This is a genomic window from Cupriavidus ulmosensis, from assembly GCF_977008105.1.
Genome location: NZ_CDRMWP010000002.1, coordinates 1,114,239 through 1,137,803, shown reverse-complemented (window position 1 = coordinate 1,137,803; position 23,565 = coordinate 1,114,239). Strand labels below are relative to the sequence as shown.

General features: G+C 69.1%; 19 protein-coding genes. 12 read left to right on the top strand and 7 right to left on the bottom strand.

Annotation, left to right across the window (positions count from 1 at the left end; translation table 11 throughout):
* The first annotated feature begins 45 nt into the window (after positions 1–45).
* The 6 genes from ACWTPI_RS24775 to ACWTPI_RS24750 all read left to right on the top strand — a co-directional run bounded on the left by ACWTPI_RS24775 (position 46) and on the right by ACWTPI_RS24750 (position 6,742).
* Positions 46–1,308, top strand: coding sequence for an MFS transporter (locus tag ACWTPI_RS24775; RefSeq protein ID WP_020201524.1), 1,263 nt, complete (start codon positions 46–48; stop codon positions 1,306–1,308).
* 49 nt (positions 1,309–1,357) lie between these two features.
* On the top strand, positions 1,358–2,569 hold the full coding sequence (locus ACWTPI_RS24770; protein ID WP_454733027.1) for an alpha-hydroxy acid oxidase: 1,212 nt from the start codon (positions 1,358–1,360) through the stop codon (positions 2,567–2,569).
* Positions 2,570–2,647: 78 nt separating this feature from the next.
* Positions 2,648–3,472: a phytanoyl-CoA dioxygenase family protein gene (locus tag ACWTPI_RS24765; RefSeq protein ID WP_020201526.1), complete on the top strand. Its 825-nt coding sequence runs from the start codon at positions 2,648–2,650 to the stop codon at positions 3,470–3,472.
* 37 nt (positions 3,473–3,509) lie between these two features.
* Positions 3,510–4,607 (top strand): Zn-dependent alcohol dehydrogenase, encoded by a 1,098-nt coding sequence (locus tag ACWTPI_RS24760; protein ID WP_196812844.1) that lies wholly within the window; start codon positions 3,510–3,512, stop codon positions 4,605–4,607.
* Positions 4,604–5,629, top strand: a complete 1,026-nt coding sequence (locus ACWTPI_RS24755; protein ID WP_454733026.1) for an alpha/beta fold hydrolase — start codon at positions 4,604–4,606, stop codon at positions 5,627–5,629. Before ACWTPI_RS24760 ends, ACWTPI_RS24755 begins: the two co-directional genes overlap by 4 nt.
* Before the next feature lie 90 nt (positions 5,630–5,719).
* A complete protein-coding gene (locus ACWTPI_RS24750; RefSeq protein ID WP_082079922.1) occupies positions 5,720–6,742 on the top strand; it encodes a GntR family transcriptional regulator in 1,023 nt (340 codons plus the stop codon).
* A gap of 52 nt (positions 6,743–6,794) precedes the next feature.
* Here the strand turns inward: ACWTPI_RS24750 and ACWTPI_RS24745 are convergent, their stop codons facing one another.
* Positions 6,795–7,844: a porin gene (locus tag ACWTPI_RS24745; RefSeq protein WP_454733025.1), complete on the bottom strand. Its 1,050-nt coding sequence runs from the start codon at positions 7,842–7,844 to the stop codon at positions 6,795–6,797.
* 774 nt (positions 7,845–8,618) lie between these two features.
* Here ACWTPI_RS24745 and ACWTPI_RS24740 point away from each other — a divergent pair.
* From ACWTPI_RS24740 to ACWTPI_RS24720, 5 genes are read left to right on the top strand one after another with little or no spacing between them, the layout of a single operon-like run.
* Entirely contained in the window at positions 8,619–9,824 is a 1,206-nt protein-coding gene (locus tag ACWTPI_RS24740) for a C45 family autoproteolytic acyltransferase/hydolase (RefSeq protein ID WP_020201531.1), read from the top strand.
* 16 nt (positions 9,825–9,840) lie between these two features.
* Positions 9,841–11,442, top strand: coding sequence for an ABC transporter substrate-binding protein (locus ACWTPI_RS24735; protein ID WP_231586587.1), 1,602 nt, complete (start codon positions 9,841–9,843; stop codon positions 11,440–11,442).
* Between the two features lie 54 nt (positions 11,443–11,496).
* Positions 11,497–12,453, top strand: coding sequence for an ABC transporter permease (locus tag ACWTPI_RS24730; protein WP_059413967.1), 957 nt, complete (start codon positions 11,497–11,499; stop codon positions 12,451–12,453).
* Positions 12,450–13,262 carry an ABC transporter permease gene (locus ACWTPI_RS24725; RefSeq protein WP_020201534.1) on the top strand — a complete coding sequence of 271 codons (813 nt, stop codon included), beginning with the start codon at positions 12,450–12,452 and terminating at the stop codon, positions 13,260–13,262. The genes ACWTPI_RS24730 and ACWTPI_RS24725 overlap by 4 nt, the downstream gene beginning before the upstream one ends.
* A 20-nt stretch (positions 13,263–13,282) precedes the next feature.
* On the top strand, positions 13,283–14,971 hold the full coding sequence (locus ACWTPI_RS24720) for a dipeptide ABC transporter ATP-binding protein (protein WP_454733024.1): 1,689 nt from the start codon (positions 13,283–13,285) through the stop codon (positions 14,969–14,971).
* Positions 14,972–15,056: 85 nt separating this feature from the next.
* Here ACWTPI_RS24720 and ACWTPI_RS24715 read toward each other — a convergent pair whose 3' ends face one another.
* Both ACWTPI_RS24715 and ACWTPI_RS24710 read right to left on the bottom strand, forming a co-directional pair.
* Positions 15,057–15,632 (bottom strand): nitrogen fixation protein NifQ, encoded by a 576-nt coding sequence (locus tag ACWTPI_RS24715; protein ID WP_020201536.1) that lies wholly within the window; start codon positions 15,630–15,632, stop codon positions 15,057–15,059.
* Between the two features lie 120 nt (positions 15,633–15,752).
* Complete coding sequence (locus ACWTPI_RS24710; RefSeq protein WP_059413964.1) at positions 15,753–16,646, bottom strand: LysR family transcriptional regulator; 894 nt, start codon at positions 16,644–16,646, stop codon at positions 15,753–15,755.
* Positions 16,647–16,748: 102 nt separating this feature from the next.
* Between ACWTPI_RS24710 and ACWTPI_RS24705 the strand changes: the two genes are divergently transcribed.
* Positions 16,749–17,555 carry an NAD(P)H-dependent oxidoreductase gene (locus tag ACWTPI_RS24705; protein ID WP_454733023.1) on the top strand — a complete coding sequence of 269 codons (807 nt, stop codon included), beginning with the start codon at positions 16,749–16,751 and terminating at the stop codon, positions 17,553–17,555.
* On the opposite strand, the gene ACWTPI_RS24700 is transcribed toward ACWTPI_RS24705, so the two are convergent.
* The 4 genes from ACWTPI_RS24700 to ACWTPI_RS24685 form a co-directional block, all read right to left on the bottom strand.
* Positions 17,552–18,406 (bottom strand): EAL domain-containing protein, encoded by an 855-nt coding sequence (locus ACWTPI_RS24700; RefSeq protein WP_020201539.1) that lies wholly within the window; start codon positions 18,404–18,406, stop codon positions 17,552–17,554. The genes ACWTPI_RS24705 and ACWTPI_RS24700 overlap by 4 nt on opposite strands.
* 557 nt (positions 18,407–18,963) lie before the next feature.
* The gene (locus ACWTPI_RS24695; RefSeq protein ID WP_020201540.1) at positions 18,964–20,079 is read right to left on the bottom strand and encodes a hypothetical protein; all 1,116 of its coding nucleotides are present in this window, start codon (positions 20,077–20,079) and stop codon (positions 18,964–18,966) included.
* A gap of 181 nt (positions 20,080–20,260) precedes the next feature.
* A complete protein-coding gene (locus ACWTPI_RS24690; protein ID WP_454733022.1) occupies positions 20,261–21,964 on the bottom strand; it encodes a hypothetical protein in 1,704 nt (567 codons plus the stop codon).
* A 370-nt stretch (positions 21,965–22,334) separates the two neighbouring features.
* Complete coding sequence (locus tag ACWTPI_RS24685; RefSeq protein ID WP_231401565.1) at positions 22,335–23,126, bottom strand: XpsR family transcriptional regulator; 792 nt, start codon at positions 23,124–23,126, stop codon at positions 22,335–22,337.
* Positions 23,127–23,565 lie beyond the last annotated feature (439 nt).

Sequence of the window (23,565 nt, the reverse complement as noted above, 5' to 3'; positions counted from 1 at the left end):
CTGCCGATAAAGCAGTCAACAAAGCAGTCAACAAAGGAGACACTCATGGAGACACGCTCGCGCTGGACGCTCATATGGTTGCTGTTCGTGGGCGGGGCGATCAGCTATCTCGACCGCGCGGCGCTGTCGATCACGGCGCCGCTGGTCGCGCAGGAACTGCATCTGGACCCGGCGCAACTGGGCATCGTCTTCAGCAGCTTTTTCGTCGGCTACGCGCTGTTCTGCTTCGTCGGCGGATACGCGGCCGACCGCTTCGGCCCGAAGCGCGTGCTGACCGTGTCGATGCTGGTCTGGTCGCTGTTCTGCGGCCTCACCGCGACCACGGTCGGGTTGGCCAGCCTGCTGGCCGTGCGCGTGGTCTTCGGCATGGGCGAAGGGCCGTTCTGCGCCAACATCAACAAGCTCGTCTCGAACTGGTTCCCGCGCGCGCAGCAAGCCAGCGCGATCGGCATCGCCAACTCGGGACAGTCGCTGGGCGCGGCGCTGGCCGGCCCGATCGTCGGCTTCCTCGCGGTCAGCGTCGGCTGGCGCGTGTCGTTCGTCATCATCGCCTCGGTCGGCCTGCTGTGGGTGATAAGCTGGCTGCTGATGGCCAAGGACAACCCCGAAGTCGCGCCCGACGAGCCCGCCACGGCCAGCGCGGAAGCGCCGCGCGAGACCACCCCGGGCACCGTCACGCCGCTGCGCGAGTACCTGCTGCAGCCCGCCATTCTCGCCACCGCGTTCGCGTTCTTCGGCTACGCCTACATCCTCTACTTCTTCCTGTCGTGGTTCCCCAGCTACCTGACGATGGCGCATCACCTGAGCATCCAGAAGATGGCGGTGGTCAGCGTGATTCCGTGGGCGGTGGGCGCCACCGGCCTGATCGCCGGCGGCGTGGTGTGCGACTACCTGTTCCGGCGCACCGGCCGGGCGATCTTCGCGCGCAAGGTCGTGCTGATCACCAGTCTCGGCGCCGGCGCGGCCTGCATCGCGGCCACGGGCACCGTCACGGAACTCACCAGCGCCGTGGCGCTGATGGCGACCGGGGTGTTCTTCATGTACGCCTCGTACAACACCTACTTCGCGATCGTGCTCGATACGGTCGAGAAGGACCGGGTTGGCGCCATCGGCGGCTTCATCCACTTCATCGCCAACCTCGCGGGCATCGTCGCGCCGGCGCTGACGGGCTTCCTGGTGCAGTGGTCGGGCAACTTCAAGAGCGCGTTCCTGCTCACGGGCCTCATTGCCGCGCTCGGCGCGATCCTGGTGGCGGTCTGCGTGCGCACGCCCAAGCGCCAGCCGCGGTTCGAGCCGGGCATCGCATGAGCGCCGCCGGGCCCTCGCCTCTTCATTCCAACCTGCCAGCCGTACCGACATGACCCATTTCGCCACCATCGAGGAACTGCGCCAGCGCGCCAAACGCCGCGTGCCCAAGATGTTCTACGACTACGTCGACGCCGGCTCGTGGACCGAATCGACCTACCGCGCGAACGAGGACGACCTCGCGCGGCTCAAGTTCAGGCAGCGCGTGGCCGTCGACTTCAGCCGGCGCAACCTGACCTCGACGATGGCCGGGCACGCCGTGTCGATGCCCCTCGCGCTGGCGCCGACCGGCATCGCGGGCATGCAGCACGCGGACGGCGAGATTCTCGCCGCGCGCGCGGCCGAGCGCTTCGGCGTGCCGTTCACGCTGTCGACGGTGAGCGTGTGCTCGATCGAGGACGTGGCCGCGCACACCACCAAGCCGTTCTGGTTCCAGCTCTACATGATGAAGGACCGCGTGTTCATCGCGGACCTGATCCGGCGCGCGCAGGTGGCGGGCTGCTCCGCGCTGGTGCTGACGCTCGACCTGCAGATCCAGGGGCGCCGGCACAAGGACCTGCGCAACGGCCTGTCGGCGCCGCCCCGGCTCACGCTGCGCAATCTCGCGCACCTCGCGCGCTATCCGGCGTGGTGCGCCGGCATGCTGCGCACGCCGCGCCGCACGTTCGGCAACATCGTCGGGCACGCGCCGGGCGTGACCGGCATCGCCTCGATGGCCGAGTGGGCGCAGAACCAGTTCGACCCGACGCTCACCTGGAAGGACATCGAGTGGGTGCGCAGCCAGTGGAACGGCAAGCTCATCCTCAAAGGCATCCTCGACCCCGAGGACGCCAGGATCGCGCTGGACTGCGGCGCCGACGCGCTGATCGTGTCGAACCACGGCGGGCGCCAGCTCGACGGCGCGCCGTCGACGATCTCGATGCTGCCGCGCATCGCCGAGGCCGTGCGCGGCGAGATCGAGCTGCACATGGACGGCGGCATCCGCTCGGGGCAGGACGTGCTCAAGGCGCTCGCCTGCGGCGCGCGCGGCGTGTACATCGGCCGCGCGTTCCTGTACGCGCTCGGCGCGCTGGGCGAGGCGGGCGTGACGCGCGCGCTCGAGATCATCCGCGAAGAACTCGACATGACGATGGCGCTGTGCGGCATCACCGACGTGCGCGAAGCCGATGGCCGCATCCTGCTCGACGGCGGGTTCCGCATGCCGGCCCGCGGCGTGCCGCACGTCACGGTCACGGGCGCGCCGGCGCGCGCGCTGGCGGGCTGACAACCGGTTCATCACCACTGTTTCACCATTTATCACCACGTCACACAACCCACATAACAATTCACTGGAGAAGATTGCATGTTGAAGTCACTGACTCCGCAACAGGTCGAGCACTTCCAGAAGTTCGGCTACGTCGCGCCGATTCGCGTGATGCCGGTCGAGAAGGCGCTGGAGCTGCGCAAGCGGCTCGAAGATTTCGAGCATTCGGACAGCCCGCTCGTGAAGAAGGCGCTCAACCTCAAGAGCCACCTGCTGTTCCCGTGGCTCAACGAACTGGTCGGCAGCGATGCCGTGGTCAACGCGATCGAGGACCTCTACGGCGAGAACCTGCTCGCCTGGGCCAGCAGCTTCTTCATCAAGAACGCGCACGACCCCGCCTTCGTGTCGTGGCACCAGGACTCCACCTACTGGGGCCTGTCCAAGCCCGACGTGGTGACCGCCTGGGTCGCGCTGTCGGAGAGCAACCGCGCCAACGGCGCGATGCAGGTCATCCCCGGCACGCACCTGCTGGACCAGATACCGCACCGCGACACGTTCTCGGCCAACAACCTGCTCACGCGCGGCCAGGAAATCGCCGTCGAGGTGGATGCGTCGCAAGCGGTGTCGATCGAGCTCGAACCGGGCGAAATGTCGCTGCACCACGTGCGCATCGTGCACGGCTCGCCGCCCAACGACTCGGCCAACCGGCGCATCGGCTACGCGATCCGCTACATCCCGACCTACGTGCGCCAGCTCGAAGGCGAGGACAGCGCCACCCTGGTGCGCGGCACCGACACCTTCAACACGTTCGAGCACGAGCCGAGGCCGACCGCGGAACTGGACCCGGCGTTCGTCGCGCTGCACCAGCAGATCGGCGAGCGCAACTGGAAGATCCTGTACAAGGGCGCGGCCCAGCAGCGCTGAGCGCGGCCGGGCGCAACGATCAACGGAGGGAGACGGTTTGGGATTCAATGCAGCAGTCATGGTCGAAGCGGGCAGCCCGCTTCGGGTCGCATCGCTCGATCTGGCGGCGCTGGAAGACACCGACGTCGTCGTGCGCGTGCGCGCGACGAGCTTGTGCCACACCGACCTGGAAGCGGTGCGCGGCGACCTGCGCACGCCGCTGCCGTTCGTGCCCGGGCACGAGGCGGCGGGCGTGGTCGAATGGATTGGGCGCAGCGTGCGCAGCGTCGCGGTCGGCGACCACGTGGTGACGTCGTGGAACCCGCACTGCAACACCTGCTTCTACTGCCGGCGCCAGCAGCATGTCCTGTGCCAGCCCTACCGCGACCACGCGGCGCAGTCGTTCCATTTCGACGGGCGTCCGCGCCTGGCGTGGGACGGCCAGCCCGTGCATCAACTGATGTATTCGGGCAGCTTCGCCGAGCTGTGCGTGGTCAGCGAGGACTGCGCGATTCCGGTCTCGCGCGACATCCCGTTCGCGCGCGCCTGCCTGATCGGCTGCGGCGTGATGACCGGCTACGGCGCGGTGGCGCACGTCGCGCAGGTGGAACCAGGCGCGACGGTGACGGTGATCGGCTGCGGCGCGGTCGGGCTGTCGGCCGTGCAGGGCGCGCGCATGGCCGGCGCGGCGCGCATCATCGCCATCGACCGGCAGGCGCAGCGGCTCGAGGTCGCGCGCAAGCTCGGGGCCACGCACGCGCTGGTTGCCGACGACACGCTCGGCGCGCTGCACCTGGAGCTGACCGAAGGCCGCGGCGCGGACCATGTGTTCGAGGCGGCGGGCAACCCGGCCGGGTTCCGCGCCAGCGTCGACCTCGTGCGCCCGGGCGGGCAGGTGGTGTGGCTCGGCAAGCTGCCGGCCGACGCCGAGATGGCGTTCCGCTGGGGCGCGCTGATGGGCGAGAAGCGCATCGTGCGCTCGAGCTACGGCGCGGCGCAGCCGGCGCGCGATTTTCCGGCGCTGGCGCAGGCGTATCTCGACGGCACGCTGAAGCTCGACGAATACGTGACCTCGACGATCACGCTCGGCGAGGTGAACGAGGGGCTCGACCGGCTCGCGGCGGGCAGCGACATCCGCGCCGTGATCGAGCTATGATCCCGCGCCATCCTCCCCTGCAGGACGGATGGATCGACGCGCCGCACCGCGGCGCGGCGCTCGGCCGCTTCCCGCTCGAATCGGGCGAGGCCATCGACGACCTGCGCCTGTCCTACGTCGTGCACGGCGACCTGGGCGACAAGTCGAAACCGGTCGTGCTCGGCCTGTGCGCCATCGGCAGCACGCACCACCGGCTGGATTTCCTGATCGGCGCGGGCCGCGCGCTCGATCCCGCGCGCTATACGACCATCGTCGTCGACGCGCTCGGCAACGGCCTGTCCTCGTCGCCGTCGAACTCGGCCACGCAGCCGGGCGAGCGCTTTCCGCGCTTCACGATCCGCGACATGGTGCGCAGCCAGAAGCGGCTGCTCGAGCAGCTCGGCGTCGCGTCGCTGCACGCGGTGGCGGGCGCGTCGATGGGCGGCATGCAGGCGCTGCAATGGGGCGTGTCGTATCCGGATGCGATGTCGCGCATCGTCGCGCTGGTGCCGATGGCGAAGACCGCGCCCTGGTCCCAGGCGCTCAACGAGACGGCCCGGCTCGCGCTGCGCGCGGGCGGCGCCGGATCATCGGCGGAGGTCGACTGGACCGCGTGGGTCGCGGTCACGCACATCCTGGCCATGCGCAGCCCCACGCGCTTTGCCGCCGATGTCGCCGATGCCACGCTGGACGGCATGCACGACTGGCTGGCGCGGCGCACGGCATGGTGGCGCCGGCAGCAGGCCGATCCCCTCGACTGGATCTACCAGTCGTGGGCCTACGACGCCCACGACGTCGGCACCACGCCGGGCTTCGGCGGCGACACGGCGCGGGCGCTCGCCGCGATCCGGGCGCGGACCCTGATCGCGGTGCCGCGGCTCGACCTCTACAACCCGGTCGAGGCAGGCATCTGGGCGGCGCAGCACATCGCGGACTGCCAGCTCGTCCAGCTGCCCAGCCAGGACGGGCATCTGGCGGCGTCCGAAGCGGACCCGGAGACGGCGGGCCGGATCGACCGGGAAATCGGCACGTTCCTGGCCTGAGCGCATGGAGGAGGCGGCGGTAGCGTCGGCGGCTGTACGCGGCGCAAGTGCGGTAGTATGGTTCAACCATCGCGTCCACTCTTCCTGCCCATGAGCCAGTTGTCCACCAGCGCCAGTTTCCCGCCCGCCGCATCCAACGATGCGGAGGTTGGCGGATCGATCCAGCATCGCACCTATCAGTTGCTGCGCGAGATGATCGAAAGCGGGCGCATCGCTCCGGGAGAAAAGCTGCTCGAGGCGCAGGTGGCGAGGTCGTTCAGCATCGGCCGCTCGCCCGCGCGCATCGCGCTCGCCATGCTGTGCTCGGACCGTTTGCTCGTCGAGAACGAAGGGCGCGGCTACCGGGTCGCGGGCAAGGCCCGGGGCGAATGCGCGGGCCGCGTCGCCACGCTCGAGCAGGTCGACCTGACCGGCGAGCCGCAGTGGCAGCGCATGTATGCCGCCGTCGAGCGGGAGCTGTGCACGCGCGTGCTGTTCGGCACCGTGCGCATCACCGAGGAACGCCTCGCGGAACACTTCGACGTCAGCCGCACGGTCGCGCGCGACGTGATGGCGCGCATGCACAGCGTCGGCATGCTGTCGAAGGACAAGGGCGGACACTGGATCGCGGAGCGCGTGACGCAGGAGCGCATCGGCCACCTGTTCGAGATGCGCTGCCTGGTCGAGCCCGTGGCGCTGGTGCAGGCGGCCGCGCGCGTGCCGCGCGCCTGGCTCGAAGGCGTGCGGGACAAGCTGGCCGCGCAGATCGCCAGCGGACAGCGCGAGGCCAAGGACATGGACGAGGCGGAGACGGACCTGCACATCCGCCTGCTGTCGTATTGCCCGAACAAGGAAATGACGGTCGCGCTCGCGCGCACGCACGTGCTGTTCGTGCCGACCCGGTATCTGGCCGACCCGTACCTGCAGATTCCCGGGCAACTGATCAACGACGCCTTCACCGAACACCTGCAGATCATCGACGCCCTGCTCTCGGACGACCCGCAGCGCACCGCGAGCCTGCTGTACGAGCACATCAACGAGGCCAGGAAACGCTGGATGCTGCGCTTCGACATCGTCAGCAGGATGAAGCAGCCGCCGCTGCCGTCCTACCTGAGCAAGGTGAAGGACGAGTAGCCGCTCGCCGCGCGCAAGGCGCGGCGGGCCTGGCCCGCCTGCCTCGCGCCGCTCAGAACTTGTGCCGGATGCCCAGCAGCACGCCGGTCTGGTTCTTGCCCGGCACGGTCGAGCCGAAGCCGCCGGTGCCCAGGTTCGAGTCATCCTTGTTGCGCGTGTAGGCCACGTTCAGGTAGACGTCCGTGCGGCGCGAGAACGCATAGCCACCCGACACGATGAACAGCCACGGATCGGCGCCGGAGGCGCGGAAGTCCTGGTAGTAGGCCGCGCCGGTCAGCGACCACGCCTGCGTGATGTCCCACTGCACGCCCGCCCAGTACAGGTTCGTCGTCTGGTTCAGGGGCGCCGTCATGGTGCGTCCGTAGCGGTAGCCCAGGTAGGTCTTGGTCGGCCCGATGGCGTAGGTGCCGACCAGCGCCGCCTTGCGCGTGCGGTCGCCCTCGCTCGCCACGGTGTCGCCGTCCTGCTCGTCATAGACGGCAGCCACGGCCAGCGGCCCGCTCTCGTAGGCGAGGCTGGCGCCGTATTCGCGGCCGACCGTGAAATGGCCGGGCACCTCGCCATTGGTGCCGGCGGTGCCGTCGGCGCCGAAGCTGTACAGCAGCTTGGCCGTCACCGGGCCGAACTTGCCCGTGTACTTGAGCGAATTGTCCGCGCGCGACTGGAAGACGTCGTCCTGCACGCCGATCGAATAGCGCGTGGAAATGCCCATCGGATCGTACTGGACGCCGATGTCGTACATCGGCGTGTTGTGGCGGCCCAGCGTCAGCGAGCCATAGGCGGTGCTCAGCCCCACCCATGCCTGGCGCCCGAACAGCCGCCCGCTCTGCCCGCTCTTGCCGTCGTCGACGTTGTAGCCGCTCTCCAGCGCGAAGATGGCCCGCATGCCGCCGCCCAGGTCTTCCGCGCCGCGCAGCCCCCAGCGCGAGCCGGACAGGTTGCCCGACTGCATCCGCACCACGCTGTCGCCGGCGCCCTTCTGATGATTGGCGAACTCCACGCCGACGTCGGCCACGCCATACAGCATCACCGACGACTGCGCGAACGCGCTACTGCCGGGCAGCCCCGCAAGGGCCGCCACCACCAATGCTGTTTTCTTCATGCTTCAGGTTTCCCCTCGTTGTCAAAGTCGAGTGCCGGTCTGGCTCGTGCCGGCGTGTACCAACCCTGTCCAGGCACAAGCGCCACGGCCCCGGCGGAAGCCCGGAGTCATGTGTTTTTTGTGTGACAGGATGTCTTATCGGGTCGCGAGGGAATGCAGACACGAAAGGCCCGTCCTGTGCCATGAACAGCACAAAACCGTGCCCACCCCCTCGCAATGGCGACAATTTCATCAATTGGCGCATCCATTGTTTCAGCTGGCGACGCCAATATGAAGTGTCTATTGTTAATCCAAAACACCATAAACAATACATTTAGCGTGCGGGATGCTGCGAAACGCCAGATCGGAGGGGGCGAGGCGCGGCGGCGCGAAGGAAGCAGGCCGGGTCTGCAGTGGCGGGTCCGGACGAAGGTGTCCGGAGGTCGCCGGGCGGGCCGCGGACCGGCACGGCGCCGGTGGCAGGATGGCGCTGCGGCGCGGCATAGCGGCAAGCGCGCACGCGCCTGGGGAAAATACCGATGGTCTCGCACCGGGAAAGGGAAATCGCGTCCGCCAGGTGGTTCGCCGAGCGCGCCGGTGGTGCCCGGCCGGCAGTCGGCATGCACCGCCGCGGGGAGCGGGCGTGCCGCCCAAGTATTCGTTGATTTTTTTATATCAACAAAATACACTTCACCGCAACACAACCCGCAGCACACCGCGGTTACACCATAGCGACAGCGCCCGGACCCGACCACGTTGCCGCGACAATATCCGACTCCGAGAACGCTCCCTCCCATGTCCAGCCATCCCGACGACCATTCCGCCTTCCGTGACACCGTTCCCCACTGCCCGCTGATCGAGGTCAGCGGGCCGCCGCGCGAGCGCGGCCGGCAATACGGCGAACAAGCCGCCGCGCGCATCCGGCGCGGCATCGACCACTATGCGCGGCAGCTGGAGAGCAACAAGCTCGGCTGGCCCGAGCTGCGCAAGATCGTGGCGACCTTCGAGCCCACCATTGCCGCCTTCGACGCGACCTACATCGAGGAAATGAAGGGCATCGCCGAAGGCGCGCAGGTGGAGTACGCCGCCGTGGTCATGCTCAACGCGCGCACCGAGGTGCTCAAGCTGGCCGACCGCATGCGCAACCAGCAGCCGGTGCCGCTGGACCCGGACGGCTGCACCGGCGTGGTGGCGCTGCCCTGCGCCACCGCCAGCGGCCGCGTGATCCACGCGCAGAACTGGGACTGGAAGGCGGAATGCGCCGAATCGTCGGTGGTGCTCAAGGTGCACCGCGAAGACGGCCCCGACTACCTCACCTTCACCGAGGCCGGCGCGCTGGCGCGCTCGGGCATGAACGCGGCCGGCATCTCGATCACCGCCAACTACCTCGAATGCGAGCGCGACTACCGCACGCTCGGCGTGCCGCTGGCGCTGATCCGCCGCAAGGTGCTGGAACAGCGGCGCCTGGCCTTCGCCATGCAGTCGGTGTACGTGAGCGCCAAGTCGGCGGCCAACAACATGATGGTGGCCCACGCCGGCGGCGTGGCCATCGATTTCGAATGCGCGCCCGACGAGACCTTCCAGGTGCTGCCCGAGCAGGGCGTGATCGTGCACGCCAACCACTGGCAGAGCCCGGTGGCGCTGTCCAAGCTGCGCGACCTCGGCATCCAGAAGATGCCGGACTCGCTCTACCGCGACGAGCGCGTGCGCCAACTGGTGCTGCCGCACGTGGGCGGCATCACCGTGGACACCATCAAGCGCGCGCTGTTCGACGATTTCGAAACCCCGTATTCGGTGTGCCGCCCGCCGCGCCCGAACACGAGCAACAACCTGTCGGCCACGGTGGCGATGATCGTGATGGAGCCGGAGCTGGGCGTGATGGAAGTGTCGATGCTGCCCGCGCTGCATCCCACCTTCGCCACCTTCACTCTGGACATGGAAATCCAGCAGCCGCGCACGGATGGCGCGGCCCCCGCCCACCGGCGGGCAGTCGCCGCCTGACGCGGCCGGAGGAGAGATGGAGACGAGACGAAAAAACGCCGCGCGGCCGCTGGCCCGGCTGCTGACGGCCACCTTCACCCTGGCGGCGTGCCTGGCCCTGGGCGCGCCCGCGCTGCATGCCCAGCCGGCGCAGGACACGCTGCGCATCCGCCTGAACGCGGACATCCGCTCCACCGATCCCGGCATCAACCGCGATGCCAACACCGACGCGGTGGTTTCGCACATCGTCGAAGGCCTGGTGGCGTTCCGCGAGGACACCACCGTGGGCCCGCTGCTGGCGCAGAGCGTGACCACCTCGCCGGACGGCCTGACCTACACCTTCGCGCTGCGCCCGGGCCTGAGATTCCACAACGGCGCGCCGCTCACGGCCGACGACGTGGTGTTCTCGTGGCACCGCTACATGACGCCGGCCAACAACTGGCGCTGCCTGTCCGAGTTCGACGGGCGCGGCCAGGCCAAGGTGCTGAAGGTGGAAGCGAAAGACCCGCTGACCGTGGTCTACACGCTGGACCGCCCCTCCGCGCTATTCCTGGAAACGCTGGCGCGGCCCGACTGCGGCGGCGCCGGCGTCTACCACCGCAGCTCCGTCGGCCCCGACGGCAAGTGGCGCGAGCCGGTCGGCACCGGCCCGTTCAAGCTCGCCGAGTGGAAGCGCGGCCAGTACATCGACCTGGTGCGCAACCCCGACTACGCGGCCCTGCCCGGCAAGCGCGACGGCAACACCGGCAACAAGACCGCCGAGGTGGCCAGGGTGCGCTTCGTGGTCATCCCCGACGTGGCCGCCTCCAAGGCCGCGCTGCTGTCCGGCGGCGTGGACCTGATCTTCGACGTGGAAGACAACGACCTGCCCGAATACCGCAGGCACCCCGAGCTGGTGATGCAGAGCATGCCCACCATGAGCCTGAACGGCCTGCTGTTCCAGACCCGCGACCCGCTGCTCAAGGACGTGCGCATCCGCCGCGCGCTGGCGCTCACGCTCGACGTGCCGGAGATGGTGGACGCCCTCACCGAGGGCACCGCGCAGCCCAACCGCTCGGTGATCCCGCGCGCCAGCCCGTTCTACGGCCGCGCGCAGTCCGGCATGCCGGGGCGCGACATCGCCGCCGCGCGCAAGCTGCTGGCCGAGGCCGGCTACCGCGGCCAGACCATCAAGATCCTGGCCACCAAGCGCTACAACTCGCTGTTCGACATGGCCGTGCTGACGCAGGCGATGGCCAGCGAAGCCGGCCTCAAGGTGGACGTGGAAGTGCTCGACTGGGCCACCATGCTCGACCGCTACAACCGCGGCGACTACCAGGCAATGGCCTTCACGTACTCCGCGCGGCTCGACGCCTCGCTCTCCTACGAGATGATCATCGGCCCCAAGGACCGCCAGCCGCGCAAGGTGTGGGACACGCCCGAGGCCATCCGCCTGCTGGGCAACAGCATGAACACCACGGACCGCGCGCAGCGCCAGGCCATGTTCGACAGCCTCGACGCGCGCCTGCTCGAAGACGTGCCGGCGGTGTTCTTCTACTCGGAGATGCGCACCAGCGCCGCGCGCGACTACGTCAAGGGCTACAAGGGCTGGCCGATGGGCCAGCCGCGCGCCTGGGGCGTGTCGCTGGCCAGGCGCTAGCGCCGCTCCCGCCCCGCATGCATCACAGCCAGATGAACATAACCGGAGCCCCCCTTGTCTTCGTCCTTCCTGCTGTACCTGCTTAGACGCGCGCTGTGGACGGTGCCGACGCTGCTGCTGGTGGCGGTGCTGGTCTTCGTGCTGATGCGGCTGATCCCCGGCGACCCGGCCCAGCTCATCCTCGGCGACGCCGGCACCGCCGAGCAGCTCGCCGACCTGCGCGCCCAGTTCGGCCTCGACAAACCCATCCTGGTGCAGTTCGGCCTGTGGCTGTCGCACATGGCCAGCGGCGACTTCGGCCACTCGCTGAGCAGCGGCGAAGCGGTGCTGCCGCTGCTGCTCGAGCGCTTCCAGGTCAGCGCCGCCATCGTGCTGGTGGCGGTGGGCGCGGCCACCCTGCTGGCGGTGCCGGCCGGGCTGTTCGCCGCGTGGAAGCAGAACTCGCTGACCGATACGGTGATCGTCGCCGGCGCCACCTTCTTCCTGTCGATCCCGAGCTTCTGGCTGGGCCTGCTGTTGCTGCTGTTCGTCGGCCTCAAGCTGGGCTGGGTGCCGGTGGTCGGCTACGTCACCTTCAGCCAGGACTGGCGCGCCGCGGCCAGCTACCTGGTGCTGCCGGTCATCACGCTGACGCTGATCGAGATGGGCGTGCTCACGCGCATGGCCCGCTCCAGCGCGATCGAGACGCTGCGGCTGGAATACGTGACCCACGCGCGCGCCAAGGGCCTGTCTGAGCTGCGCGTGCTGCTGCGCCACGTGCTGCCCAACGCCTTCGCGCCCACCTGGACCCTGATCGGGCTGGTGCTGGGCAACCTGCTCGGCGGCATCGCCGTGCTGGAAACCGTGTTCACGCTGCCCGGCCTCGGCCGGCTGCTGGTGGACGCCATCTTCGCGCGCGACTATCCCGTGGTGCAGGGCTGCCTGCTGTTCACCGCGGGCATCTACGTGCTGGTCAACCTTGTCGTGGACCTCTTCTACCCTCTCTTCGATCCGCGAGTGGCGACATCATGAAACTACGCACCAACGCGCTGATAGGCGGCCTGCTGGTGGCCACGGTGACGGCGATGGCGCTGCTCTCCGTGATCTGGACGCCCTACAACCCGCTGCGCCTGAACCTGCGCATGCGGCTCAAGCCGCCCGGCAGCCTGCACTGGCTCGGCACCGACGAATTCGGCCGCGACATCCTCTCGCGCCTGCTGGCCGGCGCCGGCGCCAGCCTGCTGGTGGCCGCGCTGACCGTGCTGGTGGCGCTGCTGCTCGGCACGCTGCTCGGCCTGATCGCCGGCTACTTCCGCGGCAGGATCGACCGCGTGATGATGGTCTTCAACGACGCGCTGCTCGCCTTCCCCGGCATCCTGCTCGCGCTCGGCATCATGGTCGTCACCGGCGCCAACAAGTACGGCATCGTGCTGGCGCTGGGCCTGGCCTACACCCCCACCGTGGTGCGGCTGGTGCGCGGCACAGTGCTGTCGCTGCGCGAGAAGGAATACGTGGAAGCCTCGCGCGTGATCGGCAACAGCGAGCTCGTCACCATGCTGCGCCACATCCTGCCCAACTGCGCCGCGCCGCTGATGGTGCTCGGCACCTCGATGTTCGGCTGGGTGGTGCTGGCCGAAAGCGCGCTGAGCTTCCTCGGCCTCGGCGTGCCGCCGCCCGCGCCCACCTGGGGCAACATGCTGTCGTCGGGCCGCCCCTACATCGAATCCGCCGCCTGGCTGGGCATCGCGCCCGGCGTGTGCATCGCGCTGACGCTGCTCGGCATCAACCTGCTGGGCGACGCGCTGCGCGACTGGCTCGACCCCCGCATGGAGCCACGATGAATTCCAGGATGAACGCCCGCATGCCCGCGGTCCCCCAATCGCCCCCCGCCGGCCAGGGCGCCCCGCTGCTGAGCGTGCGCGGCCTGACGCTGCGCAGCGCCGCCGGCACGCCCATCCTCAACGGCATCTCCTTCGACATCGCGCAGGGCGAGGTGCTCGCGCTGGTCGGCGAATCCGGCAGCGGCAAGACGATGGCCGGGCGCGCCGTGATGCGCCTGCTGCCGTCACAGGTGCGCCAGACCGGCGGCACCATCACGCTGGCCGGCCACGACGTCGCCACGCTGCCCGACCGCGGCATGCGCTCGCTGCGCGGGCAGGTCGCCGGCATGGTGTTCCAGGAGCCGATGGTCTCGCTCAACCCGGCCATGACGGTCGGCGCGCAACTGTGCGAAGGCCTGATGCTGCACGAGAAGATCCCCGCGCAGGCCGCGCGCGAGCGCGCCGTGGCCATGCTCGCGCGCGTGCAGATCACCGACCCCGAAGGTTGCATGGCGTCCTACCCGCACGTGTTCTCGGGCGGCATGCGCCAGCGCATCATGCTGGCCTGCGTCATGCTGCTCAAGCCGCGCCTGCTGATCGCCGACGAGCCGACCACCGCGCTCGATGCCCTGAGCCAGCGCGAGGTCATGCAGATCATGGCCGACCTCACGCGCACCAGCGGCACCGCCGTGCTGCTGGTCACGCACGACCTGCAGCTGGTCGCGCACTATGCCGATTCGGTGCTGGTGCTCAAGCGCGGCGACCAGGTCGAGTCCGGCCGCGCCGGCGAGGTGCTGCGCAACCCGCGCGAAGCCTATACCCGCAGCCTGATCGCCGCGCTGCCGCGGCGCGACGACAGCCGCCCCGCCGTGGCCGACGCGCCGCCGGTGATCGAGGCGCGCAACGTTGCCGTGGCCTACCCCGGCGCGCACCGGCTGTTCTCGCGCCAGGCGGACAAGCTCGCCGTCGACGGCGTCTCGCTGGCGATCCGGCCCGGCGAAGTGGTGGCCGTGGTCGGCGGCTCCGGCTCGGGCAAGACCACGCTCGGGCGCGCGCTGATCGGCCTGCTGCCGCTCGCCGGCGGCGAGATCCGGTTCCGCGGGCAACCGGTCGGCAGCGGCGGCCGGCAAGACCGGCGCGACTTCCGGCTGGCCTGCCAGATGGTGTTCCAGGACCCGTACTCGTCGCTCGACCCGCGCCAGCGCATCGGCGACATCGTGGCCGAGCCGCTCAACCACGGCGAGCCGCTCACGCGCGCCCAGCGCCGCGCGCGCGTGGACGCCATGCTGGCCGAAGTCGGGCTCGACGGGCTGGGCGAGCGCTATCCGCACGCGCTCTCCGGCGGCCAGCGCCAGCGCGTGGCCATCGCCCGCGCGCTGATCCGCCGGCCCGCGCTGGTGGTCGCGGACGAACCCGTGTCCGCGCTCGACATGACGATCCAGAAACAGGTGCTGACCTTGTTCCGGCAACTGCAGGCGCAGCACGGCTTTGCCTGCTTCTTCGTCTCGCACAACCTCGCCGCGGTGTCCGAGGTGGCCGACCGCATCGTCGTGATGCACCAGGGCAGGATCGTCGAGCAAGGCAGCGTGGCCGACATCTTCGACCGACCGCAGCACGACTACACGCGGGCGCTGCTGGAAGCCGCTTATGTGGCGCCGGGGCAGCGGGCACCGCTGTCGGTGGCGGAGGATGGCGCGGGGTCGCTGGCGCTGGGGGCTGCGGCTTCGTGAAGCGCTGGCACTGCTGCCGGTGTGCTCCCCTCTCCCACTTGTGGGAGAGGGGCCGGGGGAGAGGGCAGGCGCCCAGATCCCGCCGCTAGCGCCAGAGCACCGCCACCGTCTCCGCCCCATGACAAGCCACGTAGTTGTCGCAGGCGGCACAGGACGGTTCAGGACAGGGATGCAGATCCAGCCGCCGGCACAACTCGTGGTAGAAGAATTTCTTCCACTTCATCTCCGCGGTGTTGGCCGCATAAAGCGCGGGAAAGTATTCCTGCAGCAGGCGCGAGACATCGTGCCGGCCGGACAGGCCCATGTCCTGCCACAAGTGCGAGCCGCCGAAGCAGCCGCTGGCCAGCGCGTGGGCGGCCCAGCGCATCGCCGGGCGGCTGGCGTCGCCCGAGGCGATCAGCATGTCCACCAGGTCGGGAAACTCGCAGGGCAGCGCGGCCGCGTCGACGGGGGCGGACTCGGGTGCCCATCCCGCCGCCCGGGCACCCGGAAAGCACTGCTCCAGCATGCGCCAGAACTCCGCCTCGTCCAGCCCGAGCCATTGCGCGAAACGGGGCAGCCGGCCCGCGTCGGCGCTCTCCAGCACGCCCGCCAGCGCGCGCGCCGCGGGCTCGCCGGGAGACAGCGAAAACGCATCGAGGATCAGCAACGACTGGTTCACGGCACGGCCTTGTGAAGACGGGCGCCGCGACTGGCTGGCGGCGCCCGGTTTCCGAAATATAGCGTTGTATATAACGGTAGTCAAACCGGCGCCGCCCCGCTCCACCTTGCCCTGCCCCGCTCACACCGCGCCCGCGATGTACTCGCGCAGCCACCGGTGCGCGGGATCGCGGTGGCTGCGCTCGTGCCAGAGCATGGCCATCTCGTAGCCCGGCACCGCGAGGGGCGGCTCCACCACCTGCAGCGCACCAACGCCGTGCACGAGGCGCGCGGGCAGCATCGCCACGAGGTCGGTCGTCGCCAGCACCGACATCATGAAAAGGAAGTGCGGCACGGACAGCACCACCCGGCGCGTCAGGCCCGCCTGCGCAAGCGCGTCATCGGTGACGCCGCGGAATCCCCCGCCGTCCGGCGACACGATCACGTGGTCGAGCGCGCAGAACTGCGCCAGCGTCGGCCGCCGCTTCAGGCGCGGATGGCCGGCGCGGCCCGCCAGCACGTAGCGCTCCGTGAACAGGGTGCGGTGGCGCAGGCCCGGCGACGCCTCATCGCCGACGTGGAAGGCAAGGTCGATCTCGCCCTGCTCCGCCTGCTTCGCGATGCGTGGCGGCATCAGTTCGAGCACCGCCAGCCGGACGCCGGGCGCCGCCGCGCGCAAGCCGTTCAGCGCCGGCAGCAGGACGGTCGACTCGCCGTAATCGGAGGCCGCCACGCGCCACGTCTGGCTGGCCGTGGCCGGGTCGAACGGGCTGGCGGGCGCGACCGCGCTTTCCAGCGCCGCGAGCGCCTCGCGCAGCGGTTCGCGCAGCGCCTCGGCGCGGGCCGTGGGCCGCATCCCGCGCGGCCCGGGCAGCAGCAGCGGGTCGCCGAGGATCTCCCGCAGCCGGGCCAGGTGGACGCTGACCGAAGGCTGGGAAAGATGCAGGCGCTGCGCCGCGCGTGTCACGTTGTGCTCGGCAAGCAGGACGTCCAGCGTCACCAGCAGGTTGAGGTCCAGCCGTCGCAGATTATTCATGGCAATACCTGGCATATGGATTATTCATTTCCAATATACCCGGCACGGGCCTACCTTGCTGTTCTCGCCACCACCCGGCTCACCGCAACCCGAGGCCCAGCCATGCACGTACTTCTCGTCTACGCCCATCCCGAGCCCCGCTCACTGAACGGCTCGCTCAGGGACTTCACGGTCAGGCATCTCCGGGAGGCCGGCCACGAGGTCCAGGTCTCGGACCTCTATGCCATGAAGTGGAAAGCCGCGCTCGACGCGGACGACAACACGGACCACCAGCCCGGCGCGCGCTTCGACCCCGCCCTCGACTCCGGGCACGCATTCGAGCACGGCACGCAGAGCGCGGACATCGCGCGCGAACAGGACAAGCTGCGCTGGGCCAATGCCGTCATCCTCCAGTTCCCGCTGTGGTGGTTCTCGATGCCGGCGATCCTCAAGGGCTGGGTGGAGCGCGTCTACGCCTATGGCTTCGGCTACGGCGTGGGCGAACATTCCGACGCCCGCTGGGGCGACCGCTACGGCGAAGGCACGCTGGCCGGCAAGCGCGCGATGCTGGTGGTCACGGCCGGCGGCTGGGAGTCGCACTACGGCCCGCGCGGCATCAACGGCCCGATCGACGACCTGCTGTTCCCGATCCAGCACGGCATCCTGTACTACCCCGGCTTCGACGTGCTGCCGCCGTTCGTGGTCTACCGGACCGGCCGGGTCGACGAAGCACGCTTCGCGGGCATCCGCGATGCGCTCGGCCAGCGTCTCGACGGCCTAGGGACAACCGCGCCGATCCCGTTCCGCGCGCAGAATGCCGGCGCCTACGACATCCCGGCGCTCACGCTGCGGCCCGGCATCGCGCCGGGCCGGACCGGTTTCGCCGCGCACGTCGACGCGCGCGGCAGCCAGGACCAGCGCCAGGGCTAGAGCGCCAGCTCCCCCAGCCGCTCGAGCGGCACCGGCGCCGAGATGGCAAAGCCCTGCAGCAGGTCGGCGCCGAGCGACCTTGCCAGCGCCATGTCGTCGTCGCTCTCCACGCCTTCGGCCACGGTCTGCAGCTCCAGCGAGCGCGCCAGCTCCATCGACAGCGAGAGCAGCCGGCGCGCGCGCTCGGCATGGCGGGCCCGGTGCAGCATGGTCTTGTCGATCTTGACCTGCTTGAACGGCAGCAGGCCGAGCGCCTGCAGCGAGGCATAACCCGCGCCGAAGTCATCCTGCGAGATCACCATGCCACGGTTCGAGAGCGCGTTGAGGTTCTCCAGCAGGCGCGCCTCGCCCTCGCACCCGAGGCGCGTCTGCTCGGTGAGCTCGAGCACCACCCGTGCAATGTCGAGGCCGTGCGACATGCTCGCGCGCAGCAGCACCGGAATGAAATCCACCGCCGCCGCCGTGCGCGGGTTGACGTTGAGCGAGAAGCGGCCGTGGTAGCGCGGAAAGCGCGCCTGCACGCGCGCGCAGGCGCACAGGAAGTGGTCCATGAGCAGGGTCTCCACGCCGTGGCCCGCCATGCTCTCCACGAACTTGTCCGGCGCGTGCTCGCAGCCCTTGTCCGACCAGCGCGCCAGCACCTCCAGCCCGACGATGCCGCCGTGCCGCGCGCTGATCTGCGGCTGGAACACCGGATAGATATGCCCCAGCTCGATCGCGCCGACCAGCTCGGCGCGGCTCAGCGCGAGCAGGTCGTCGGTCTGCAGGTTGCGCTCCACCACCTCCGCGCCCGGCGGCGCGAGCTCGGGCGCGCCCAGCCGCTGCCCCAGTTGCGCGATGCGTTCGGCCAAGGCGTCGCGCGGGCCCTCCTCCGGCCCCGTGACGGACGCGTCCGGCCTGTCCGGCCCCGGACAGGCGCCAGCCTGGCCACTGATTAACGCGAAGTGCAATTCAAGCTCCCGGAAGCCATACCTGTCCGCTCTACCCTGACCACGATTCATTGTTCTTGGTGTTCTGATCGTTCTCGTTTTTCTGCGCACCCGTCTCGTTCTTCTTTTGTTCTTGTTCTGTTCGCCACGTGCGCCCGCGCTTGCCGCCTTGCCGCTTTCGCGCACGGCAACCCTGCGCGCAGCGATGCGCGCAGGCGATGCAATGAGCGATGCGGCATGCCGGTGCGCCAGTACCTCATTCTTTCAGCACCGGAGCGCTTCCGGGCGTTTCGGATTCCCCTCCGAAGCAGGTCCACCCCCCAAGGCAGGGTACTGACGCGGTGCAACATCAACCACAATTCACCTTGGCAAGACTGACCCCTTGCTAAACACTCAAGGGGTGCAGGGGCGCCCTGCACCTGCACCCCTCTTTTTCGCCGGCAGCCACGCCGGCGCGCAACCGCCGCCCGCCGGCACCATCAGAATCCCGAGAAGCGGATGCCGATCGAGCCGTAGCCGTAATAACGGTCGAGCTTGCCGGCGGTCGCCGCGTTGTAGAGAAACGGGATGGTCCCCACGAAGTTGTGCAGCGATGCCTGCCCGCGCAGGAACACCTCCACGTTCTTCACCACCGCGTACGACAGCTCCAGCCCCAGCGTATGGTTCGAACGGATCGGCGAAGTGCCGTAGGCCTGCGCGCGGCTGTCGACGTTGCTGCGCAGCAGGTACTGGAACTGGTAGCCCAGCCGCGCGGCGAAATCCTTGTACTTCCAGCGGTAGGCGCCGCCCAGGTTCAGGTAGCCCGCCACGTAGTTGAAATCGTCGTTGATGTTGAGCCCGTACTGGCTCGCGTCCGTGGAGAACGATGCCGACTGCAGGTTGACGTTGCCCGTGCGGCAAGGCGCGGCCAGCGAACCGTTGGCGATGTTGTCCGAGCCGATGGCGACGTTGAAATTGCAGCCGCCCTGCTGCAGGCGCGTGTTGATGCCGCCGATGGTCACGCGGCTCGCGCCCAGGCCGAGGAAGCCGGTCAACTGGCTGCGCTCGGTCAGCTCGCCCGAGAAGATCACGTCGGCCTGCGCCTGGATGTCGTTGGCGTCGTTGACGGTCACGCCGTTGAAGGTGGCGCTGCGCACCCTCAGCGCGGCGGAGCGGTCCAGCGTGCCCGAGCGGTCGCCCCACAGCGAGAAGCGCATCATGACGCGGTCGCGCGCGCCGGGCTCGGCCAGCGGGTCGTAGTGCAGCGCCACCATCCAGGTGTCGATCTGGTTGTTGTCGGGGCCGTAGTCGATGCCGCGCCGCCAGTACGTGGCCGAGGCCGACCAGCGCGGCGAGAACTTGTAGCCCAGCATCAACCGCCCGCCGCGGTAGTCGCCGGCGTTGTCCGGCAGGCTGTTGCCGCCCTGGTTGAAGACGTCCATCGAGCGGTTGACCATGTCGAAGCTGGCTTCCACGCGCACGGAGGTGAACTCGCCCGTGGCGGGCTCGGCCTGCATGAACACGTCGTCGGGCGCGGCGCTGGCCGCGCCCGCGCACGACAAGCCCACCATCAGGGCACCGGCCTTGCCGAGCCGGCGCGAGCGAAACAACAGCATAGGAGACTCCGAGGCCGTGGGCTGGCCTCATGCACGGCATGCGCCGCGGCCCTGACCAGCGGGCACCGGCGCACTGCACGCAAAAAAGAAGCCGGCCACCCGCCGCGCTGGCCTGCCGGCGCGCGCGGCGGATGACCGGGCATGCCTTCCCCGTGCGGGCGGAAGGCCGGCTGCGCGCCGGTCAGGGGTTCAGCGTGACCGCGGTCTTGATGGCGTTGCCGCTCACCGTGGCCGTGCCGGTCTGCACCGACTGCACCTGCGCCTTCTGCGCGGTACCGCTGACCAGGGTGCCCACGCTCACCTCCTTGCCGCCCTGGCCGGTCACCGCGAACGTCACCGGGAAGGTGGCGGTCGCCTTCGGCGTAAGCGCGTCGATCTGCGCCTGGCTCAGCGCGCCGGCGCTCTTGAGCTTGCCGAGGAAGGTGGTGAACGGCAGGCTCAGCGAGCCGCCGTTGGCGCTGCTGAACAGGTTGTCGGCGACGGCGTTGGTCAGGCTGACGTTGGCCGAGGTCGCGCCCGAGATGCTGAACGAGTAGGTCGTGTTGACCGGCACCTGCACGGCGCTCAGCGCCGAGCCGCTGAAGGTCAGCGAGACCTTCTCGATGATCACGTTGACCGTGTTGCCGTTGTAGGTGTAGCTCAGCCCCGCGCGCACGTCCGCGGCGCCGCCGGCAAACGGGTCGCCGTCCTTCGACACCGCCACCGTGATGGCGCCGAGCGTGCCGCCCGTCACCGTCACCGCGTCGCTGACCGGGAAGGTCTGGCCGTTGATGGTCACGCTCGCCAGCTGGATGAAGTTGGCCGGCTTGACGGCATTGGCCACGTTGTCGATGGCGCCACTGTCCACCGCGCCGCTGCCCAGGCCGTTGGCCGCGCTCTGGATTTTGGTCGGGTTGCCGCTCGCGACCGCGTCGCCCAGCACCGTCAGGCCCGCGGTCTTGGCCGGGTCGGTCAGCGTGGCCGCCGGCACCGCCGACACCAGCGCGCTCGCGGTGGTGGACTTGGCGCTGTCCACCACGCCATTGACCGCGCCGCTCGCTTGCAGCGCGGCCAGCGTGGCCGCCGGAGTGGTGCCCAGCACGATGTTGCCCAGCGACGCGCTCACGTTCGCCACCTGGGTCGCCACCACCGGGCCGGCCAGCGCGGCCACGTTGGCCGCCACCGTGTCGATGTTCGCCTGCAGGCTTGCCGGCAGGCCCGCCTTGGCGTTCTGCACGGCCGAGCTCACCACCGACGTCACCAGCGCGCTGCTGGTCAGGTCAACCGGGCCCGACGCCGCGCCGACCGCGCTGGCCACCGCCTTGGCCGCCGCCGCCGCGGCATCGGCCGCGCTCAGCGTGCCGCCCTTGGCCACGCCGGTCAGCGTCTTGGTGACCTGTTCCACCAGTTGCTGCACCACCACGGCCGCCTTGAGCACGGCCGCGTCCTGCATCGGGTCGAGCGAGGTCAGGTCCTTGCCGGCAAGGCCCAGCTTGGTGGCCAGCGCCTCGGCCTGCCCGGCGCCGAGTTGCGCCAGCAGCGTGGTCAGCGGCGTGAGCATCGGCGTCACGCCTGCCTTGTAGGGCAAGGCAGGCGACTGCAGCACGCCGGTGAACGGCTGGCCGGTGCCGATGTCGGTGCCGCCGGATCCCTTCAGCGCGCTCGAGGTGCAGCCCGCGGGGAAGGTGAAGTCACCCGTCGCGTTGGTGATCGCGGTCTGGTTGCTGCAGTCGAGGAAGGTCACGGTGGCGCCCGACACGTAGAAGTCGACTGCCTTGCCGCTGACAGTGACCGACGGTGTCGACGGTGTCGACGGCGAATCCGAGCCGCCCCCGCAAGCAACCAGCGTCGCTGCCGCGGCCGCCATGATGCCGAGGGTAAAGATATTCCTGATATTGGTTTGCACTCTTCTCGCTCCTGAGATCGTTACGTCGATACGTGGTCTGTGGGTCAATGCGCCTGGTCATCGCCGCACACTGTCACCTGCGCCCTGCGCCACCGGGTCCTGCCGCGCATCGCGCGGCCTTGCTGCCCCCTGCAAGCGGACCTGGCAACAACGCTTTGGTGCAGTGCACTGCCGCGTCCTGCCAGCACACTAGATAAACAATCCCTACTTCCGTGTCACCCCTACTTGGCGGGGGAAAGCCCGCGGCGGCACGCCGCCAACCGCTCTCGCTCGGCGTTTTGCGGCCGCGCGGATGCCCCCTTGCAGGTTGTCTTTTTTACAATGGCCGCATGCAAGAACTACAACGGCCACTGCATTGCTACAGCTGCATCTACACCGTCTGCACAGCGCGCAGCGCGGGAAAATCGGCCGGCGCAAGCCAGCCCGCCAGGTACCGGCCCATCGCTTCGAGCAACACGTCGGAAGTCAGCCCCGATGCGCCGGCCAGCGCCGGGCAGACGATCCACGTGGTGCCGTCGCGCCTGAGCACCCGCAGCGTCTTGGCGAGATCGGCGGGCTGCAGGATGTAGTCGGATGCGTGCGCGTCGTCCAGCGAGAACGCGTGCACGAAATCGTCGAGATGGCGCTCGCCCAGGCACACCACCACCTTCGGCCGCCAGCGCCGGCGGATGTCGTCGATGAACGCAAAGCGCCTGCCGCCGCGGCACAGGTCGAGATAGCGCTGCTTGGGCACCAGCGCGGGCTGGCCGCGGAACGCCTTGGACCACGGCGTCTGCCCGATCAGGTGAGCCGGCAGCGGGAACAGGCTGAGCTTGAATTCCGCGCCGCGCGGCGCGTAGAGATAGTGGTCGAAGTAATGCTTCCAGTCGCATTCGCTCAGCGAGCTGCCGAAGGTGCGCGCACGCGCCGCCGCCATGATCCGTGCGATCTTCTGGTGCGACTGCCAGCGCTCCATGCTCTGGCGGTGCTTGCCACGGTATGCGTCATCCCATGACACGGGATGCTCGCGCGGCACCAGCGGCGCCACCAGCGACTCGACCCACGGATGAGGCGTGCTGTCGCAAAACCACACAGCCGCCGCAGGATTCCCGCCTTCCATACCCACGTAGGATGCGAAATACGCATCCAGCTGCTCTCGCGAAAATACCGTCTTCTGTTCTATTTCCATTGCCTCTACCGCTTGGTGGAGTTGAAGATGCCCACACGCAGAGGCAATACTCACCTGTACGACGTGAAGGGCAAGGAGACGCCCCGAATGCATCGGCAAATCTCTAATAGAACCTGGAGACAATCCGCTGACCGGGAAGCAGAGCCGCGCCGGCGATCCGGCACCTCCCATCCCGCTTCGTACCGGGGGAGCAGCCAGCCCGACGCAATGCCTGCCCCGACGGATTTGACCTTCCTGCAACCAATCTGGACCAGTCTTTCCCCATGGAAAACCTCTCCGGCGCCAATACCATACGACCCGCGTGCCGCCGGATGCCGCCCCAAGGAAACCTGATCGCGTTTGCGCGAAACACTAACTAGGCGGACCGAGATTTTGCGCGAGAATCTTTCGATGCGCGCCCCCCTTTGGAGGGATTCGTTGTACTCATTTATCC